We start from the raw sequence: 13,653 nt of genomic DNA on the forward strand, positions 1-13,653 counted from the left end.
GTTCTTCGCAGTCCACTCGATATCGTGACGCCATGGGGGGACCTGTTGAGGAACTGATCCAGACCGCACTGGCCGATGGAGACCCGGACGGCCCGACCCGCTGGGACGCCATCGCCGCCTTGCAGGAACGCGGCGACCTGGAGACTTTCACCGCCGCGCGGCGCCTGTGCGCCGCCGAGACGGCCACGGAGAGAGTTCTCGGAGTCGACATTCTCGGAGAACTCGGACGTGACCGGCCGTTCGCCGACAAGACCTTGCCGGTGCTGCGATTCCTGGCCGCGAGCGAGACCGAACCTCGCGTGCTCTACTCGGTGCTCATCGCCTTCGGTCATCTGCGCGACCCGCGGGCGCTGCCCTCGGTGATCGAGCTCGCGTCCCATCCGGAGGCGACGGTCCGCTACGGCGCCGCGTACGCCCTCCCGAACGTCGTCGGCCGCCCGGCCGACCCGGCCGGGGTCGCGGCGCTGCGCCGCTTGGCGGCCGACCGCGACGACGACGTGGCCGACTGGGCGACGCTGGGGCTGGCGCTAACGGGAGGCGAGGTTCACGACGTCAGGGGGCAGGTCCTCGATCCGTGACCGGTCCCACGGCCGCTCGAAGCCGCAGGTGGCGAGCACGCCGTCGAGCACCCCGGCGGTGAAGCCCCAGACCAGCAGGCCGCGCACGCGGAACGCGGGGCCGACGAACCCGCTCGGGTGACGCAGCCTGAACCGGTTGGCGGGGTCGACGAGTTCGGCCACGGGCACCCGTTCGACCGACTCGACCTCGTCGGGTGAGGCGGCGTGCACGGCGCAGGGGGTGTGCCACCAGCCGATGACGGGGGTGACGCGGTTGTCGCTGTGCGACAGGTAGAGCTCGGGCATGACGCCGAGCACCTTCACGCCCTCGGGGTCGAGGCCGGTCTCCTCGGCGGCCTCGCGGAGGGCCGCGCCGACCGGGCCGTCGTCGCCGGGGTCGACCCCGCCGCCGGGGAAGGCGGGCTGACCGGCGTGGTTGCGTCCTTTGGAACTGCGCTGGATGAGCAGGATGTCGGGCCCGGCCGGGCCGTCGCCGAACAGCAGCAGGACGGCGGCCTTGCGACCGCGGTTCCGGGGCGGGCGCATCGCGAGGGGGACCGGGCTCCGACCGGCCTTCTCCGCCGCGTCGGTGATCCAGGCGGGTACGTCGGTCATGGACACTCCAACCGCCGGCGCCCCGCGAAGCTTCCCGTCACGAGAACGGTCCCGAACGCACCAGCTTGGCGGCGGCCTCGGGGTCGGTGGGGCCGGTGCCGTACGAGGGGCAGAGCGCCGCCAGGGGGCAGGCCCCGCAGGCCGGTTTGCGGGCGATGCAGATCCGGCGGCCGTGCCAGATGATGCGGTGGGAGAAGACCGTCCACTCCTTCTTCGGGATGAGCTGCCCGATCTCCTGCTCGATCTTGACCGGGTCGAGCTCCCCCTCGATCCACCCGAACCGCTTCACCAGGCGCTGGAAGTGGGTGTCGACGGTCAGCCCCGGCACCCCGAACGCGTTGCCGAGCACGACGTTGGCGGTCTTGCGCCCGACCCCGGGCAGGGTGACGAGGTCGGCCATCTTCCGCGGCACCTCGCCGCCGAACCGGTCTCTGATGGCGATCGACAGGCCGATGACCGACTTGGTCTTGGCCCGGAAGAACCCGGTCGGCCGCAGGATCGCCTCCATGTCGTCGGGATCGGCGACGGCCATGTCCTCGGGCGTCGGATATTTGGCGAACAGCGCCGGGGTGGTCAGGTTGACCCGCACGTCGGTCGTCTGCGCCGACAGGACCGTCGCGACGAGCAGCTGGAACGCGTCGGCGAAGTTGAGCTCGCAGTGGGCGTCGGGATAGGTCTCGGCCAGGATCCGGTTCATCTTCCGCGCCCGCCGCACCAACCCGAGCCGTGTCTCCATGCACTCAAGCGTAGGGGTGATAACACCGCGCTTCGCGACATCTACCAGGTGACGGCACCTGAAGAGAGGACGGGGCGTGCGTGACGAATCGGGCTTCACCGGCATGTTCCAGCAGCACTACGAATCGGTCCTGCGCTACGCCTGGCGCCGCGTCGGCCCCGCCGACGCGGCCGACGTCGCCGCCGAGACGTTCAAGATCGCCTGGGAGAAGTACGACAGGGTGCCGCGTGACCAGCCGCTGCCCTGGCTCTACGCCACCGCCCGCAACCTCGCCCTGAACCTGATCCGGCGCACCCACCGCCGCGACGCGCTGACCACGCTCGTCACCGCAACGGAGGAGGACCACGCCGCCGAGGTCGCCACCCGCCAGGCGGCGCTGGCCGCGCTGAACAGCCTGAGCGAGAGCGACCGCGAGCTGGTGCTGCTCATGTCGTGGGAGGGCCTCGACCTCGCGCAGGCCGCGAAGGTCGTGGGCTGCTCCAAGGCGACGGCGGCGATGCGCGTGCACCGATTACGCAGACGGTTGCGGCACCTGTTCGTGGAGGAACCAGAAAGGAGCATGCGATGACCTGGCTCCAGGACAACGACCCGGCCGCCCACGTGCGCGCCGACCCCGCGACGATGTCGGCGACGCTGGACGCCATCATCCGATCGCCCCGGCCGGTGCGGCGCCGTCGCCGAAAGCCGCTGATCCTGATCACGCTCACCGCCGTGCTGGCGGTCGTGCTGCCGATCGTCCTGCGGCCCGCCCCGGGAGCGCCTTTCGTCCTGGGGCCGGCCAAGGCCCTCGCGTTCGCGAAGCAGGGCGACTACATCGACGTCCAGATCGTCGACCCCGACGCCGACCCCCGGCGTTACCGCGAGGACTTCGCCGCGCACGGCCTGAAGGTGAATCTGGTCATGGAACCCGCCTCGCCGAGTCTGGTGGGGAAGGTCCTCGGCATCTTCTCCCCCGACCACTCGGTCAACCACCGTCCCGACGGATTCGAGGTCGCGAACCAGCTCGTCAAGGCCATCGAGGGCGCTGACTGCGGGAACTTCTGGTGCCTGGCCGGGGTGAGCATTCCCCTCGATCTCCGCAGCCCACTGGAGATCAGTGCGGGGCGTCCCGCCCGGCCGGGGGAACAGTACGCGGTCACCGGGGACCCGGCCGCGCCGGGCGAGGTTCTGGAGGGCGAGGATCTGACGAATCTGACGGTCGCCGGGGCGCGAAGTCTCCTGCGGGAGCGGAACGTCGCCGTCGAGACCTACTACGAGTCCGGCTACGGGGTCCGCGGCGACTGGGACTACTCGGAGCACACTTTGCCGCCGGAGAAGATCCCCGACTCCTGGTATGTGCACGAGACCTGGGGCGGTCACCACCCGGGCACGGTGCGGCTCGTCGTCGCGGCCGCGCCGACGGATCGGCCGCTCTGGAACTTCCTCCGGTCGTTGATGTTCTGGAGGTAAGTGATCACGTACTTCGCTACTCGAAAACGGTTGAAACGTTATCTATTGCCCCGATCATGGGAGTTTCCTGAGAGACCCCTGATCCCCGAGAGAGGAACGATGCACACGTTGACAGGAGCATTCGTGCTCGTCGCAGGCCTCATGGCCGTCCCGGCCGCGGCGCACGCGGCACCCATAACCAAGGGTCCGTGCTGGGCCGGGTCGTGGACGGTCACGCGGGCCACCGCCGAAGTCGTCGGCAAGAAGCACAACTATTTCGTGGAGGGCGGCGCCGGCATCAAGGCGACGTTCACCCGCGAGGGCAAGCGGGTCGTCGCCGACTACGACTTCGGCGGCTCGACCTCCCTGACCGGCGGCGCCACCCTCACCATGAGCGGCGCCGAGACCTTCACTTACACCTTCGGCGGGCACGGCGCCCACACCCACGGCAAGGTCGCCCTCAAGCCGCGCACGGGCAGGAGCGGCGCCACGTTGGAGCGCTCCGGCGGCGGAGGGAAGGGCTTCTCCGGCCTGCTCCGGGTCGCCGTCGGCCGCAACGAGGACCTCGGGGCGATCCCCCGTAAGGGCACCTACACCTGCGTCCCTGACACGTCGCTGCGCATCCACACGCACGGCAAGTCGGGCCGCACGCTCGTCACGATCGACTGGGAGCTCACCCGCTCCTGACCAGTGAGACGCCTCTCGCGGCCCGCACCGCGTGAGGTCAGCCGAGCCCCTGTACGAGATGCCCGATCACGTCCCGGGCGTCGTCTTCGATCCCGCAGATGAAGGTCGACCCGCGCCGCCGCAACACCGGCAGGCCGAGGGCGTAGAGGCCGTCACCGACCACACCCCCGTCGTGGACCAGCGCCCCCTTCGCGTCGACGACCGGCACGTCCAGCCACGAGTAGTCCGGACGGAAGCCGGTGGCCCACACGATCGAACCGATCTCCCCTGACCGCAGATCGAGCCGCCAACGGGCCGATTCCGGTACGCGAGTGGGCTCGTGCCGTTCCCCCGGAGCGGTTCCGGCCCACTCGTCGAAGGTGTCGAGCAGCCGGTTCAGCTTGAGGTCGGCCAGCGCCGCCACGTTGCGCAGCCCGCCGGAGAAGAGCGCCGCGCCGTCGCGGATGACGGAGAGGCGGCCGACCAGTTCCACGCCCATCGAGGTCAGCGTGTTGAGGTCGAGCGTCGACCCGGCGACGAGCTGCGGCGACGGCAACCGTCGCGCCCGGGTCAGGTCGTCGAGCTCGTCGTAGCGCTGACCCCAGATCCCCGCGTGGTGCATCCACCAGAGCACGTCGCGGCCCCGGTAGACACGAGGCAGCCGCACGTGCTCCCCGACGGAGAGCACAACCGGGCGGCCCGACTGCTGGATCTCGGCCGCGAGTTGCACGCCCGTCGCCGACGCGCCCACGACGAGCACGCCGCCGTCCGGCAACCGGGAGGGGTTCCGGTAGTCGAACGGGGTGACCTGCTCGACGCCCGCGGGCACGTCGAACGCCGGCACGACGGGACGGTTGCAGGCGCCGCTCGCGATGACGACCGTTCTGGCCCGGACGGGACCCTCGCTCGTCGTCAGCGTGTAGCCCTCGGGTGAGCGCCGCACCGATGTGACGTTCACACCGGTGCGGACCGGGACGTCCTTGGCGGACCGTTCCAGGAGGTCGACGACCTCGCTCGTGTCGGCGTAGCCGTCGGGTTCGGGGCCTTCGTAGGCCGCGCCGGGAAGGCGGCTCAGCCAGTTGGGGGTCAGCAGGCGCAGCGAGTCCCACCGTTCGTGACGCCACGAGTTGGCGACCTCGCCGCGCTCCAGCACCACGTGGTCGACCGAGGCGCCGGTCAGGAAATGGCTGGCCGCGAGGCCGGCGTGACCTGCCCCGATGACGGCCGTGGTGACGTACACGACGGACCTCAGGCGACTTCGACGGTGACGTTGGTGGGGTTGGTCAGCGCGTCGAAGACGGCCGAGCGCTTCTGCGACTGGGCGACCAGGGCCTCGATGTCGGCCTGCGAGGCGTCGGCGTCGATCGTGAAGGTCACCTTGATGTCGTTGAAGCCGTTGCGGACGTCGCTGTCGGCGCCGAGGATGCCGCGGATGTCGTGGTTGCCCTCGACGACCGACTCGACCGAGTTGAGCTTGATGCCGCGGTTCTGGGCGACCGAGGCGACGCCGGCGGTGAGGCAGGCGGCCAGGCCGACGAGCAGGTACTCGATCGGGGTGACGCCGTTGTCCTCGGCGGCGAAGACCTCGGGGTGGTCGGCCTCGAAGACCGACTCGGACTTGTGGCTCTGCTCCTGGCCGAGGCCGAAGAACTTCTGGATCTTGGTGGTGCTGTGGACGCCGTGCTGCCACTTCGAGCTGGCCCGCCAGGTGAACTGGGCGGCCTCGGGCGCACCCTTCAGCACCTCACGGGCGTCGAGCAGGGCCTGGACGTTGACACCGTTGGACATGGTTCCCCTCATTTCCTACAGGTTAAATGAACAATACAATGAAACCCATGGGCTCCATAGGTTTCGTTGAAACTCAGTACCTCGACCTGCACGGTCCGATACGCCTCGACAGCGGGCGGGAGCTGCGCGACGTCCGCGTGGCCTACGAGACCTACGGCACCCTCTCCCCCGAGCGCGACAACGTCATACTCGTCTGCCACGCCCTGAGCGGCAACGCCCATGCGGCCGGTTTCGCGAAGACCGCCCCCGAGGCGAGCGCCCGCGACGGCTTCGGCGCCGAAGACCGCGACGGCTCGCAGGGGAAAGGGCTGGGCTGGTGGGACGGGATGATCGGGCCCGGAAAGGCTTTCGACACCGACCAATACTTCGTCGTCTGTACCAACCTTCTCGGTGGCTGCAACGGCACGACAGGGCCCGCGACCATTGATTCCGCGACCGGCCGCCCCTACGGGTCGGACTTCCCGGTGGTCACGGTGGCCGATATGGTCCGCACCGAACGCGCCTTCCTCGACGTGCTCGGAATCGAGCGCCTCGCGGTGGTCGCGGGGGGCTCGCTGGGCGGGATGCAGGCCCTCGAATGGGCGGTCCAGTACCCCGGTCAGGTCGACTCCATAGTGGTCATCGCCTCCACCCACGCCCTCCACCCCCAAGGACTGGCGTGGAACGCGATCGCCCGCGAGTCCATCATGCGCGACCCCGACTGGCAGGGCGGCCACTACTACGGCACCGGCCGCAAGCCCGACGCCGGCATGGGCGTGGCCCGCATGGTCGGCCACGTGACCTATCTGTCCGGTCCGGCCCTCACCGACAAGTTCGGCCGCCGCCTCCAGTTCGCCGACGACATCCGCCACACGATCGTCGAGCCCGAGTTCGAGGTCGAGAGCTACCTGCGTCACCAGGCCGACTCGTTCGTGAAGCGGTTCGACGCCAACAGCTACCTCTACATCTCGCGCGCGCTGACCTACTTCGACCTGGCCCGTGAACACGGCGGCGGCTCGCTGGAGAAGGCGCTGGAGAACATCCAGGCCCGCACGCTGCTGATCTCGTTCAGCTCCGACTGGCTCTATCCGCCGGAGGCGTCGAACGAGATCGCCACCGCCCTGACTAATCTGGGCAAGCCGGTGGAGAACCACCTCATCGACGCCCCCTACGGCCATGACTGCTTCCTGCTGGAGGAAGCACGGCAGACCCCGCTTATCCGGCAGTTCTTGACGAGGAAGATGGCTTCGTGAGCGACAGACCCTTTCGTACCGAAGAAGCCCGGGAGTTCGGGTTCGAGACCCGCCAGCTCCACGCGGGGCAGCGGCCCGATCCGAACACCGGAGCCCGCGCGGTGCCCATCTTCCAGACCACCAGCTACGTCTTCGAAGACCCCGAGTCGGCGGCGGCCTACTTCAACCTCCAGGAATACGGCAACACCTACTCCCGGATCATGAACCCGACCACGGCGGTGTTCGAGGAGCGGATCGCCAACCTGGAGGGCGGCACCGGCGCGGTCGCGTTCGCCAGCGGCATCGCCGCCCAGGCCGCGGCGCTGTTCACGCTGCTGGAGCCGGGCGACCACGTGGTCTCCTCCTCGGCCCTCTACGGCGGCACGGTCAACCAGCTCAAGCACCTGTTCCGCAAGATGAACGTCGAGCTGACCTGGGTCGACCCCGACGACCCCGAGGCCTGGCGCGGCGCGGTCAAGGCCAACACCAAGGCCTTCTACGGCGAGACGATCGGCAACCCGGGCGGCAACGTCCTCGACGTCGAGACCGTCGCCACGATCGCCCATGAGCACGGCCTGCCGCTGATCGTCGACAACACGTTCGCCACGCCCTACCTGTGCCGGCCGATCGAGTGGGGCGCCGACATCGTCGTCCACTCGGCGACGAAGTTCATCGGCGGCCACGGCACCAGCATCGGCGGCGTGGTCGTCGAGGCCGGCACCTTCGACTGGTCGAACGGCCGTTTCCCGGTGATCGCCGACCCGTCCCCGGCCTACCACGGCCTGAAGTTCCACGAGACCTTCGGCGAGTACGGCTACCTGATGAAGCTGCGCGCCGAGACCCTGCGCGACCTGGGCGCGGCCATGTCGCCGTTCAACGCGTTCCTGTTCCTCCAGGGCCTTGAGACGCTGTCGCTGCGCATGGACCGCCACGTCGACAACGCCCTCCAGGTGGCCGAGTTCCTCGCCGCCCACGAGCTGGCCTCCAACGTGACCTATCCCGGGCTCGCGGGCAGCAAGTACAAGCCGCTGGTCGAGAAGTACCTGCCGCGCGGCGCGGGCGCGGTGTTCTCCTTCGAGTGCGCCGGCGGCCGCGAGGGCGGCCAGTCGTTCATCCGCGGCACCTCGCTCTGGTCGCACCTCGCGAACGTGGGCGACGCCAAGAGCCTGATCATCCATCCGGCCAGCACCACCCACCGGCAGCTCGGCGACGCCGAACTGGCCGCCACCGGCGTGGGCGCCGGCACGATCCGCCTGTCGGTCGGCACCGAGTCGGTGGCCGACCTGATCTGGGACCTGGAGCAGGGTTTCGCCCACGTCCAGAAGGGTTTGGCGTCATGACGTACCAGGAGCCGCAGGACATCCAGCGGGTGGTCAACACCGCCCGGACCGTCGCGGTCGTCGGCCTGTCGGGCAACGAGCTGCGGGCCAGCAACTTCGTCGGTTTCTACCTCAAGCGCCACGGCTTCAAGGTGTTCCCGGTCAACCCGCGCGAGAAGGAGATCCTCGGCGAGACCTCCTACCCGAGCCTGTCCGACATCCCCGAGCCGGTCGACGTGGTGAACGTCTTCCGCGCGCCCGACGCCGTCCCCGGCATCGCCCGTGAGGCGGTCGAGATCGGCGCCAAGGCGTTGTGGCTGCAGTTCGGCGTGATCAGCGAAGAGGGCGCCCGGATCGCGGCAGAGGGCGGCCTCACCGTGATCATGGACCGCTGCATGAAGATCGAGCACGCCCGCTACCTGGGCCGCATGCACTGGCTGGGCTTCAACACCGGGCGGATCACGTCGGTCCGCACCGGCATCCACTGATCGCCTAGCGCCCCCGGCCGACGCTGAGGTCGGCCAGCAGCCGCAGCTCCGGGGTGGCCCCGTGGCCGAGCGCCGCGAACGCGAGCTCGACCTGCCGGTCGGCCTCCCGGAGCGCCCACTCCCGCGCGCCCGTCTGTTCGACCAGGTCGGCCTCGGCCGCGGGGTCGGGTTCGCCGTTGAGCGACTCGGCCAGGAGCACGGCGACCTGCGTGCCGGAGTTGAGCGCGGCCACGACCGGCAGGCTCTTGCGGCGGCAGGCCAGGTCGGCGGTCAGGCTGCGCAGGTCGTCGGTGAGCCGGAAGGCCAGCCCGAGGCGGGTGCCGAACTCGCGGAAGACGTGCACCTCCCGGGCTCCCCCGGCCAGGGCGCCGAGTTCGCAGGCGGCGCCGAGGAGCGCGCCGGTCTTGTTCTCGGCCATGGTCATGCACTCGGCCAGGCTCACCTCGGGCCGGGTGACGAACGCCAGGTCGCTGGCCTGCCCGTGGCACAGGTCGAGCAGGGCGTCGGCGAGGGTGCGCACCCCGGCCGGACCGACCAGCGCCATCGCGACCGCCAGCAGGGCGTCGCCGGTCAGCAGCGCCTCGCTCAGCCCGAAGACCGTCCAGGCCGCCGGGCGCTCCCGCCTGACGGCGTCGCCGTCGATCACGTCGTCGTGGAGCAGCGAGAAGTCGTTGACCAGCTCGGTCGCGACCGCCATCGGCACCGCGTCGTGGGCGTGCCCGCCGGCCGCCCGCGCGCAGCCCAGCGCCAGCGCGGGCCGGACGAACCGGCCCTGCCCGCCCCTTCTCGGACGGCCCCGCTCGTCCCACCAGCCGATGTGGTAGCCCGCGACGTGCCGCAGCTCCGGGGAGAGCCGGTCGATCGCGGCCCGGTGGGCGGGTTCGATCAGTTCACGCGTCGCGTTGAGAAGGTCGGCGACGCCCATCGAGTCGGTCACCCGGCTACCGATACACGACCGGCCTCACACCGCCGCGTCGCCATCGGCGCTCGTGGACAACGCTTGACCCAGAGGATCACGCTCGTAGGCGGTGGCGTCGTCGCGGTCGGTGGAACGGCTCAGTTCCTCGTACGCCGCGTCGCGCTCCGCGGTGGTGCGCGCGGCGTACCGGGCGCCGTTGAGGGCGTCGGAGCCGAGGAGCAGCCGGATCGGGGGCGCGTCCATCTCGGTGAGCTGGACGATCACCTGGGCCACCTTGGCGGGGTCGCCGAGCGCTTTGTGGTCGCCCTGCCGCAGCACCTGCACCATCGCCCCGACGGTCTGCCGGTAGGGCTCGGAGATCGGCGGGATCGTCATCGACGAGCCGCCCCAGTCGGTGGTCATGCCGCCCGGCTCGATCGTGGTGACCTTGACGCCCAGGGGGGCGAGTTCCTGCGAGATGACCTCGGTGAAGCCGTTCACGGCCCACTTGGAGGCCTGGTAGGCCGACAGGCCGGGGGTGCCGAGCCGGCCGCCGATCGAGGAGACGTTGATCAGCGAGCCGTGCCCCTGCCCGCGCAGGATCGGCACGACCGACCGGGTCACGTTGACGACGCCGAAGAAGTTGGTCTCGACTTGGGCGCGGAAGTTGTCGGCCGGGGTGTCCTCGAACGCCGACGTGTCGGCCCAGCCGGCGTTGTTGACCACGACGTCCAGCGTCCCGAACGCCTCGACGGCGGCGGCCACGGCGCTCTCGACCGCCTGGGGGTCGGTCACGTCGAGGGGGAGGGCCAGAAGGCGGTCGCCGTACTTGGCGGCGAGGTCGTCGAGCTGGGCGGGGTTGCGGGCGGTGGCGGCGACGCCGTCGCCGCGTTCGAGGGCGGCCAGGACGATCTCGCGGCCGAGACCCCGGGAACTGCCGGTGACGAACCAGATCATGGTGGGCTCCTTCTGACTAACTGGTTAGTTGAAACGCTAGCCACGGGCTGGCAGAGTTGTCAACTAACCGGTTAGAAAATAGTCTTGGGCCATGCCTGGGAAAGCCGACGCCACGCGACAGCGCCTGCTCGACGCCGCCTTGGAGGAGTTCGCCGAATACGGCATCGCCGGGGCCAGGGTCGATCGCGTCGCGGCGTTGGCCGGCACCAACAAGGCGCAGATCTACCACTACTTCGGCAGCAAGGATCAGCTCTTCGACGCCGTCTTCAACCGGATCGTCGAGGGGATCGTGCGGGAGACCCCGATCGACGCCCACGACCTGCCCGGTTATGCCGCCGCCCTGGCCAGAGGCTATGAGGCCCACCCCCAGGTGATGCGGCTGGCGACCTGGCAACGCCTGGAGCGGGCCGACGACCCGCCGGTCCCGCTGGCCGTCCAGAGCATGACCCACAAGGCCGAGGCGATTGCCAAGGCCCAGGCCGAGGGCGTCCTCCCCGCCGACTTCCCGCCGGGTGTCCTCCTGAGCCTGGTGCTCCATCTCGCCTCGGTGTGGACGGCGGTCAGCCCCGAATCCGCCGCCCTGGTCGACTCCACGACCCCCGACGAGCGTGCCCGCTACGTCGAGGACGCGGTCCGGCGTCTCATTTCTGGTGGTCCCGGTGCTACGGAAGGCAGGGCATAGGCCACAATGGCTACGATCGCGAATGAAGTTGGGAGGCAGGCATGAGCACCGAAGAAGTCTTGAGCAGGGCCCCCCTCTTCTCCGCGCTCGACCGTGAGAGCGCCGCGGCCCTCCGCACGAGCATCACCGAGGTGACCCTGACGAAGGGTCAGACCCTGTTCAGCGAGAACGAGACCGGCGCGACGCTCTACGTCGTGCTCGAAGGCAAGATCAAGCTCGCCCGGACCGCGTCCGACGGCCGGGAGAACCTCCTGTCGGTCCTGGGGCCCTCCGAGATGTTCGGCGAGCTCTCCCTGTTCGACCCGCGCCCGCGCACCGCCTCGGCCATCGCGCTGACCGACGTGAAGCTGGCCGGCCTGTCCCACGACGACCTGCGGCCGTGGCTGACCGGGCGTCCCGAGGTGGCGCTCCACCTGCTCCGGGCGCTCGCCCAGCGGCTGCGGCGCACCAACGACGTGCTGGCCGACCTGGTCTTCACCGACGTGCCCGGCCGGGTGGCCAAGGCCCTGCTCGACCTGGCCGAGCGGTTCGGGCAGAAGGTCGACGACGGGATCCGCGTCCACCACGACCTGACTCAGGAAGAGCTGGCCCAGCTGGTGGGGGCCTCGCGCGAGACGGTGAACAAGGCGCTGGCCGACTTCGCCGGGCGCGGCTGGCTCCGCATCGAGGCCAAGGCCGTCGTGATCATGGACATGGAGCGGCTCTACAACCGCTCCCGCTAGAGGCTCTTCAGGTAGTTGAGCTGGGCGGCGACCGACATCTCCGCCGCCGGCCACAGATCCCTGGGCACCTCCGCGTAGACCATCTCCACGATCTCCCGCGCGTCCTTCGCGCCGTCTCTGATCGCCTGGCGGATCTGGTCGAGGCGCTGCCTGCGGTGGGCGATGTACTGGTCGAGCGTGCCGATGGGGTCGGGCAGGATCGGGCCGTGGCCGGGCAGCAGGGCCCGGGCCTCGGCCAGTTCGGCCATGCCGCGCAGCTTGTCGAGGCTGCGCAGGTAGTCGGCCAGGTCGCCGTCGGGGGCGATCACCGTCGTGCCCCGGCCCAGGATGGTGTCGCCGGTCAGCAGGGCGCCGTCTGCCGGCAGCCAGAAGCACAACGAGTCGAACGAGTGGCCCGGGGTGCCGATGACCCGGATCTCCACGTCGCCGACCGTCAGGCCGTCGCCGTCTCCCAGGCCCTCCTCTCCCAGGACGTGGGTGCGGTCGAGGGCGCGTACCGGCGCCTTGACCATCTCGGCGAACCGCCGGGCTCCGCCGCTGTGGTCCTCGTGGCCGTGGGTGAGCAGGACGACCGCCACGCTCCGGTCGCCCAGGCGGCCGGCCACGGTCGACAGGTGGGTCTCGTCGTCGGGGCCCGGGTCGACGACCGCGACGGTCTCTCCCTGGCCGAGGATCCACGTGTTGGTGCCGTCGAGGGTCATCGGGGAGGCGTTGGGGGCCAGGACGTTGGAGGCGTTCGCCGTGCCCGAGCCGTCGATCGGCAGTGAGAGGCCGCTCATCAGATCTGTCCCTCGGTCGTGAGGACCATCTGCCCGGCCTTCTCGACGGGGACGGGCATGACGGTGGTGATCTTGGGGTCGCCGGCGAACACGTCGGCGACCGTCTCGAAGGCCGACAACGTCGTCAGCGTGTGCAGCGTCGGCGGCATCAGGAAGTATCCGGAGGTCAGGGCCTCGGCGGGGCTCATCCAGACGACCGTGTCGGCCTCGCCGCCCACGTCGCGGGTCCGCTGGCCCGAGGGCAGGGCGGCCACGAAGAAACGGGTGTCGAAGCGCCGGGTCTCGATCTCCGGGGTGATCCAGTGGGCCCACGGCTTCAGCAGGTCGGAGCGGAGCACCAGGCCGTTGTCCGCCAGGAAGTCGGCGAACGACAACTCGCGGCTGATCAGCGCCAGCCGCTCGGCCTCCCAGCCCGTCGTGTCGGGCACCACCTCGGCCGCCGACCGGCCCGCCAGCAGGACGCCGCTCTCCTCGAACGTCTCCCTGACCGCCGCGCAGACGAGGCTCCGCGCCGTTTCCTCGTCCGCGCTCAACATCACGGCCCAGTCGGCGGGCGGCGGCCCGGCCCAGCCGATGTCCACGACGGCGTCTCGGGGGTCGACGGAACCCCCGGGGAAGACGTAGGCCCCGGCCGCGAAGGCCATCGTGGCCGCGCGCCGGAGCAGGTAGACCTCCAGAGGGGGCTCCCGCAGCAGGGCCACCGTGGCGGCGGCTCTGGCCGGGACCGGGACGAGCCGCCCGGCCAGCAGGTCACGCGCCCGTACACCCAGCTCGCCCGGCAGCGGAATGTCCACCGTCCGAGTGTAG

General features: G+C 70.3%; 17 protein-coding genes. 9 read left to right on the forward strand and 8 right to left on the reverse strand.

The features are described 5' to 3' along the window. Window positions 1-32: 32 nt before the first annotated feature. Complete coding sequence (locus tag QSK34_RS21340; RefSeq protein WP_161479792.1) at window positions 33-578, forward strand: HEAT repeat domain-containing protein; 546 nt, start codon at window positions 33-35, stop codon at window positions 576-578. On the opposite strand, the gene QSK34_RS21345 is transcribed toward QSK34_RS21340, so the two are convergent. Together QSK34_RS21345 and nth are read right to left on the reverse strand one after the other, a co-directional pair. Continuing rightward, a complete protein-coding gene (locus QSK34_RS21345; protein ID WP_285586011.1) occupies window positions 528-1,172 on the reverse strand; it encodes an NUDIX hydrolase in 645 nt (214 codons plus the stop codon). The two genes, QSK34_RS21340 and QSK34_RS21345, sit on opposite strands and share 51 nt — an antisense overlap. Before the next feature lie 37 nt (window positions 1,173-1,209). After that, the gene (gene nth, locus QSK34_RS21350; RefSeq protein WP_161479790.1) at window positions 1,210-1,908 is read right to left on the reverse strand and encodes an endonuclease III; all 699 of its coding nucleotides are present in this window, start codon (window positions 1,906-1,908) and stop codon (window positions 1,210-1,212) included. A 76-nt stretch (window positions 1,909-1,984) separates the two neighbouring features. Here nth and QSK34_RS21355 point away from each other — a divergent pair, with 76 nt between their 5' ends. From QSK34_RS21355 to QSK34_RS21365, 3 genes are all read left to right on the forward strand, one after another. Further along, window positions 1,985-2,476, forward strand: coding sequence for an RNA polymerase sigma factor (locus QSK34_RS21355; protein ID WP_285586013.1), 492 nt, complete (start codon window positions 1,985-1,987; stop codon window positions 2,474-2,476). Next, window positions 2,473-3,357, forward strand: coding sequence for a hypothetical protein (locus QSK34_RS21360; protein ID WP_285586014.1), 885 nt, complete (start codon window positions 2,473-2,475; stop codon window positions 3,355-3,357). The genes QSK34_RS21355 and QSK34_RS21360 overlap by 4 nt, the downstream gene beginning before the upstream one ends. Window positions 3,358-3,480: 123 nt before the next feature. Continuing rightward, window positions 3,481-4,023, forward strand: a complete 543-nt coding sequence (locus QSK34_RS21365) for a hypothetical protein (RefSeq protein WP_285586015.1) — start codon at window positions 3,481-3,483, stop codon at window positions 4,021-4,023. Between the two features lie 37 nt (window positions 4,024-4,060). On the opposite strand, the gene QSK34_RS21370 is transcribed toward QSK34_RS21365, so the two are convergent. Both QSK34_RS21370 and QSK34_RS21375 read right to left on the reverse strand, forming a co-directional pair. Continuing rightward, window positions 4,061-5,242 (reverse strand): NAD(P)-binding domain-containing protein, encoded by a 1,182-nt coding sequence (locus QSK34_RS21370; protein ID WP_285586016.1) that lies wholly within the window; start codon window positions 5,240-5,242, stop codon window positions 4,061-4,063. Between the two features lie 8 nt (window positions 5,243-5,250). Further along, window positions 5,251-5,790, reverse strand: a complete 540-nt coding sequence (locus QSK34_RS21375; RefSeq protein ID WP_285586017.1) for an OsmC family protein — start codon at window positions 5,788-5,790, stop codon at window positions 5,251-5,253. A gap of 47 nt (window positions 5,791-5,837) precedes the next feature. Here QSK34_RS21375 and metX point away from each other — a divergent pair, with 47 nt between their 5' ends. The 3 genes from metX to QSK34_RS21390 are packed head-to-tail and all read left to right on the forward strand — an operon-like array spanning window position 5,838 to window position 8,808. Further along, window positions 5,838-7,022 (forward strand): homoserine O-acetyltransferase MetX, encoded by a 1,185-nt coding sequence (gene metX, locus QSK34_RS21380; RefSeq protein WP_285586018.1) that lies wholly within the window; start codon window positions 5,838-5,840, stop codon window positions 7,020-7,022. After that, window positions 7,019-8,341 carry an O-acetylhomoserine aminocarboxypropyltransferase/cysteine synthase family protein gene (locus QSK34_RS21385; protein ID WP_161479787.1) on the forward strand — a complete coding sequence of 441 codons (1,323 nt, stop codon included), beginning with the start codon at window positions 7,019-7,021 and terminating at the stop codon, window positions 8,339-8,341. Before metX ends, QSK34_RS21385 begins: the two co-directional genes overlap by 4 nt. Next, window positions 8,338-8,808, forward strand: a complete 471-nt coding sequence (locus QSK34_RS21390) for a CoA-binding protein (RefSeq protein ID WP_285586019.1) — start codon at window positions 8,338-8,340, stop codon at window positions 8,806-8,808. The genes QSK34_RS21385 and QSK34_RS21390 overlap by 4 nt, the downstream gene beginning before the upstream one ends. Before the next feature lie 4 nt (window positions 8,809-8,812). Here QSK34_RS21390 and QSK34_RS21395 read toward each other — a convergent pair whose 3' ends face one another. Both QSK34_RS21395 and QSK34_RS21400 read right to left on the reverse strand, forming a co-directional pair. Next, entirely contained in the window at window positions 8,813-9,745 is a 933-nt protein-coding gene (locus QSK34_RS21395; protein WP_285586020.1) for a polyprenyl synthetase family protein, read from the reverse strand. A gap of 24 nt (window positions 9,746-9,769) precedes the next feature. Next, entirely contained in the window at window positions 9,770-10,663 is an 894-nt protein-coding gene (locus tag QSK34_RS21400) for an SDR family NAD(P)-dependent oxidoreductase (protein ID WP_285586021.1), read from the reverse strand. A gap of 91 nt (window positions 10,664-10,754) precedes the next feature. On the opposite strand from QSK34_RS21400, the gene QSK34_RS21405 reads away from it, so the two are divergent. Continuing rightward, on the forward strand, window positions 10,755-11,345 hold the full coding sequence (locus QSK34_RS21405; protein WP_285586022.1) for a TetR/AcrR family transcriptional regulator: 591 nt from the start codon (window positions 10,755-10,757) through the stop codon (window positions 11,343-11,345). Window positions 11,346-11,386: 41 nt separating this feature from the next. Beyond that, entirely contained in the window at window positions 11,387-12,067 is a 681-nt protein-coding gene (locus QSK34_RS21410) for a Crp/Fnr family transcriptional regulator (RefSeq protein ID WP_030456245.1), read from the forward strand. On the opposite strand, the gene QSK34_RS21415 is transcribed toward QSK34_RS21410, so the two are convergent. After that, window positions 12,064-12,846: an MBL fold metallo-hydrolase gene (locus QSK34_RS21415; protein ID WP_285586023.1), complete on the reverse strand. Its 783-nt coding sequence runs from the start codon at window positions 12,844-12,846 to the stop codon at window positions 12,064-12,066. The two genes, QSK34_RS21410 and QSK34_RS21415, sit on opposite strands and share 4 nt — an antisense overlap. Next, the gene (locus tag QSK34_RS21420) at window positions 12,846-13,634 is read right to left on the reverse strand and encodes an NUDIX hydrolase (RefSeq protein ID WP_285586700.1); all 789 of its coding nucleotides are present in this window, start codon (window positions 13,632-13,634) and stop codon (window positions 12,846-12,848) included. The genes QSK34_RS21415 and QSK34_RS21420 overlap by 1 nt, the downstream gene beginning before the upstream one ends. Window positions 13,635-13,653 lie beyond the last annotated feature (19 nt).

This window comes from Herbidospora sp. NBRC 101105 (assembly GCF_030269205.1).
GTDB lineage: Bacteria > Actinomycetota > Actinomycetes > Streptosporangiales > Streptosporangiaceae > Herbidospora > Herbidospora solisilvae.

Excerpts from the sequence above, each read along its gene's own strand:
- QSK34_RS21390 (WP_285586019.1), top strand. The coding sequence starts at position 8,338 with ATGACGTACCAGGAGCCGCAGGACATCCAGCGGGTGGTCAACACCGCC.
- QSK34_RS21340 (WP_161479792.1), top strand. The coding sequence starts at position 33 with ATGGGGGGACCTGTTGAGGAACTGATCCAGACCGCACTGGCCGATGGA.
- QSK34_RS21410 (WP_030456245.1), top strand. The coding sequence starts at position 11,387 with ATGAGCACCGAAGAAGTCTTGAGCAGGGCCCCCCTCTTCTCCGCGCTC.
- QSK34_RS21405 (WP_285586022.1), top strand. The coding sequence starts at position 10,755 with ATGCCTGGGAAAGCCGACGCCACGCGACAGCGCCTGCTCGACGCCGCC.
- QSK34_RS21400 (WP_285586021.1), bottom strand. The coding sequence starts at position 10,663 with ATGATCTGGTTCGTCACCGGCAGTTCCCGGGGTCTCGGCCGCGAGATC.
- QSK34_RS21360 (WP_285586014.1), top strand. The coding sequence starts at position 2,473 with ATGACCTGGCTCCAGGACAACGACCCGGCCGCCCACGTGCGCGCCGAC.
- QSK34_RS21415 (WP_285586023.1), bottom strand. The coding sequence starts at position 12,846 with ATGAGCGGCCTCTCACTGCCGATCGACGGCTCGGGCACGGCGAACGCC.
- QSK34_RS21345 (WP_285586011.1), bottom strand. The coding sequence starts at position 1,172 with ATGACCGACGTACCCGCCTGGATCACCGACGCGGCGGAGAAGGCCGGT.
- metX (WP_285586018.1), top strand. The coding sequence starts at position 5,838 with ATGGGCTCCATAGGTTTCGTTGAAACTCAGTACCTCGACCTGCACGGT.
- QSK34_RS21375 (WP_285586017.1), bottom strand. The coding sequence starts at position 5,790 with ATGTCCAACGGTGTCAACGTCCAGGCCCTGCTCGACGCCCGTGAGGTG.
- nth (WP_161479790.1), bottom strand. The coding sequence starts at position 1,908 with ATGGAGACACGGCTCGGGTTGGTGCGGCGGGCGCGGAAGATGAACCGG.